Genomic DNA, 3,625 nt, shown 5'->3' with positions numbered 1-3,625 from the left:
CCCGGACGTCCGGCCGCTGCTGGACGCCCTGGACGGCCACCGCGGCCGTTCCTGGACCGTCGACGAGCTGTTCCTGGTCCACAGCCGGCTGCCGCGCTCCGGCGTCCCCGGCGAGCAGCCGCGCTACGAGACGGTCGCCCGCTGGGAGCTGGGCGCCTCCGGTTAACCTCGAAGGCGTGGATTCCAAGACCCGTAACCGGATCATGGCCGGTGTGCTCGTCCTGATGTTCGTCGTCGTCGCCCTGGCCTCGGCCGTCGGCCGGTAGCCCGGCCGACGGCCTGCGAGGCGATCACCAGGCGAAGGCCTCCGGCGTCGGGCCCGGACCGGGGAAGATCTCGTCCAGCCCGGCCAGCACCTCCTCGCCCAGTTCCAGCTCGACGGCCCGCAGCGCGGACTCCAGCTGCTCGGCGGTGCGCGGACCGACGATCGGCCCGGTGACGCCGGGCCGGGTCAGCAGCCAGGCCAGCGCCGCCTCGCCCGGCTCCAGGCCGTGCTTGTCCAGCAGGTCCTCGTAGGCCTGCACCTTCTCCCGCATCGCGGTGTCGGCCAGCGCGTCCGCGGACCGGCCGCTGGCCCGCCGCTTGCCCTCGCTCTCCTTCTTGAGCACACCGCCCAGCAGACCGCCGTGCAGCGGCGACCAGGGGATCACGCCCAGCCCGTAGTCCCGCGCGGCCGGGATGACCTCCATCTCGGCGCGCCGCTCGACCAGGTTGTACAGGCACTGCTCGCTGACCAGGCCCATCGCGCCGCCGCCGCGGCGCGAGGCGACCTCGTTGGCCTGGGCGATCTTGAAGCCGGGGAAGTTGGACGATCCCACGTAGAGGATCTTGCCCTGCTGCACCAGGACGTCGACCGCCTGCCAGATCTCCTCGAACGGCGTCCGGCGGTCGATGTGGTGGAACTGGTACAGGTCGATGTAGTCGGTGTTCAGCCGCTTGAGGCTGGCGTCTACGGCCCGCCGGATGTTCAGCGCGGAGAGCCGGTCGTGGTTGGGCCAGACCTTCTCGTCGGCGCTCATGTTGCCGTACACCTTGGTGGCCAGCACCACCTTGTCGCGCCGGTCACCGCCCTTGGCGAACCAGCTGCCGATGATCGACTCGGTACGGCCCTTGTTCTCGCCCCACCCGTAGACGTTGGCCGTGTCGAAGAAGTTGATCCCGGCGTCCAGCGCCGCGTCCATGATCGCGTGGCTGTCGGCCTCGTCGGTCTGCGGCCCGAAGTTCATGGTCCCGAGGACCAGCCTGCTCACCTTGAGACCCGTGCGTCCCAGCTGTGTGTACTTCATGGTCCCCTAGCCAACGCCCTGACGGCGCGTCGGGCAAGAGGGACTCGTCGGCCGGCCGGCGATCACTCCACCGGGAAGTCCTCGGTGGCGAGGGTGAGGCCCAGGGAGGTGGAGGTGAGGTCGACGTCGCTGCCGAAGGCGACGATGAGCTCCGTCCGGTACTCGCCCTCCTTCGGCTCGGTGTAGACGTGGCACCGGCGCTGGTAAGGATCGGCGATGAGGTACACGGGAACGGCGGCCGCGGCGTAGGCCCGCTTCTTGGGCTCGTAGTCGTTGCGCGCTGTGCTCTGGGAGATCACTTCGGTGACGAACTCGACGTCCTGGTACCGCCAGCGCTCCCCTCGTACCGACTCCGCGCCGTCGCGCATCTTCGCGACATCAGGGCAGAAACCGTTGAGAGAGCCGGGGAAGTCGATACGCACGTCGGAAAGGACGAGGGCGTCCATGCCGAAGGCGTCCTCCAGAGCCCGGACGACCCTGCGGGTGATCTCCCAGTGGACACGCCGTTGCGGCGACATGTGAATGGCTCCCCCGACAATCTCGGCCCTGTAGCCCTCGGGGACAGTCATCTGGTCGAACAGGGCGTCCAGCGCCTGCTCGTCGACGGCGGCCATGTCGATCCCCTCTCGAACGAGGACGGTCATCGTGGCACTCCTTCCCCGGCCATGTCCTCGGTCGAGCACGGCCGGGCTGCTCAACGACAGGCACGCCCGGCAGGTCACCGGGGGGATTCGCCGGGAGGGTTACGGCTCGTACCGGGCCCCGTAGCCCCACTCCTCGTACATCACGTCGGCGAACGTGGCCGCGAGCCGGTGCTCGCCGGAGGCGTTGGGGTGGGTGCCGTCGTAGGTGTCGTGGTCGATGTCCCAGCCGGGCGGGACGGGCGCGAGCAGCACGGGGGAGAGGTCGGTGTGCAGCTCCGCGACCTCCTTGGCGAGGAGCTCGTTGAAACGGGTCACCTCGGCCGCGAAGGCCTCGTCCCTGGTGGCGCGCACGTTGGGGATGACGGGCAGCATCACCATCCGCACCGCGGGCCGGACCTCCCGCGCCTCGATCACGAAGCGGCGGACGTTGTCGGCGGTCTGCCGCGCGTTGGTGTAGAAGCCCAGGTCGATCAGGCCGAGCGAGATCAGCAGCACGTCGGCGCGGTGGGTACGGACGGCGTCGCCGATCAGCGGCATCATGTGGTGCCACCCCTCGCCCCAGCCGGCCAGGTGGGCGCGGGGGAACGCCGGGTCGACGTCGGGGGCGTACGCGCAGGAGTCGGGTCCGTCGGTGGCCGGGTCGTGGAGGGTCTCGCGCGGGCCGACGATCGCGAACGGCGCGTCGAGCGTGGCCCGCAGGTGCTGCCAGAGGCGGTAGCGCCAGGTGTGTTCCCCCGCGCTGCCGATCGTCATGGAGTCCCCGACGGGCATGAACCTGAGCATTGGATCATGATGCCCCGTTCCGGGCCCGCGACGCGACGTGAGGGGGGACACTGTGCGCATGCTGCGTCGCTCGCTCGCGTCCCTTGCCGGGGCCCTGGTCCTGACCGCCGGTGGTGCCGTCGCCGGCGCCGCTCCCGCCGTGGCCGACGAGGGAGGCGGGTTCACCCTCCAGGACCCGCGGATCACCGAGTCCAGCGGGCTGGCGGCCTCCCGCAGGCATCCGGGGGTCTACTGGACCCACAACGACAGCGACGACGGCTCGCGGGTGTTCGCCGTGGACGGGCGGACCGGGCGGACCGTCGCCACGGTCACCCTCGCGGGGGTGGGGCAGGCGCGGGACATCGAGGCCGTGTCGGTGGGGCCGGACGGCCGCGTGTACGTGGGGGACATCGGCGACAACTTCGACGGCGGCTGGGACCACGTCTGGATCTACGCGTTCGAGGAGCCGAAGGAACTGCGGGACGCCACCGTGCGGGCCACCCAGTACGTGGTGCGCTACGAGGGCGGGGCGCGGGACGCCGAGTCGCTGGCCGTGCACCCGGAGACGGGGCGGGTCTACATCGTCGACAAGCGGCGCGAGGGCGACGGCCGCCTGTTCGCGGGGCCGGAGCGGCTCTCGGTGCAGGGGGTCAACCTGTTCCGGCCGGTGGCCGACGTGAACGTGTGGGCGACGGACGCGGCGTTCTCGCCGGACGGGTCGCAGCTCGCGGTGCGGGGGTACCTGGAGGGCGTCCTGCTGGACTGGAACGGGGGGCGGCCCGAGGAGCGGGAACGGCTGTCGCCGCCGTTCCAGGGGCAGGGGGAGTCGCTCACCTACAGCGCGGACGGGCGGCTGCTGCTGTTCGGCAGCGAGGGGGAGGGCAGCCGGGTGGTCGCGCGGCCCGCGCCGGAGGGGGCGTCCGCCGGGTCCCC

The 3,625-nt window shown here is 71.4% G+C and carries 4 protein-coding genes and 1 pseudogene; 2 read left to right on the top strand and 3 right to left on the bottom strand.

Features of this window, described 5'->3' with window-relative positions; all coding sequences use genetic code 11:
• A pseudogene (locus tag HW445_RS33725) lies at positions 1-166 on the top strand (RNA 2',3'-cyclic phosphodiesterase); the annotation flags it as partial.
• A 124-nt stretch (positions 167-290) separates the two neighbouring features.
• On the opposite strand, the gene HW445_RS22360 reads toward HW445_RS33725, so the two are convergent.
• From HW445_RS22360 to HW445_RS22350, 3 genes are all read right to left on the bottom strand, one after another.
• Positions 291-1,286, bottom strand: coding sequence for an aldo/keto reductase (locus tag HW445_RS22360; RefSeq protein ID WP_180222763.1), 996 nt, complete (start codon positions 1,284-1,286; stop codon positions 291-293).
• 62 nt (positions 1,287-1,348) lie between these two features.
• A complete protein-coding gene (locus HW445_RS22355; protein WP_180222762.1) occupies positions 1,349-1,930 on the bottom strand; it encodes a Uma2 family endonuclease in 582 nt (193 codons plus the stop codon).
• 99 nt (positions 1,931-2,029) lie between these two features.
• Complete coding sequence (locus HW445_RS22350) at positions 2,030-2,713, bottom strand: GDSL-type esterase/lipase family protein (RefSeq protein ID WP_180222761.1); 684 nt, start codon at positions 2,711-2,713, stop codon at positions 2,030-2,032.
• Between the two features lie 61 nt (positions 2,714-2,774).
• On the opposite strand from HW445_RS22350, the gene HW445_RS22345 reads away from it, so the two are divergent.
• Positions 2,775-3,625 (top strand): WD40 repeat domain-containing protein (locus HW445_RS22345; protein WP_257231226.1); only part of this gene is annotated, 851 nt, incomplete at its 3' end.

It is taken from the genome of Streptomyces sp. UH6 (assembly GCF_013421635.1).
GTDB classification, from domain to species: domain Bacteria; phylum Actinomycetota; class Actinomycetes; order Streptomycetales; family Streptomycetaceae; genus Streptomyces; species Streptomyces abyssomicinicus.
Note: the sequence above shows the minus strand (reverse complement) of the source record. Positions and strands in the feature narration are given on the sequence as shown.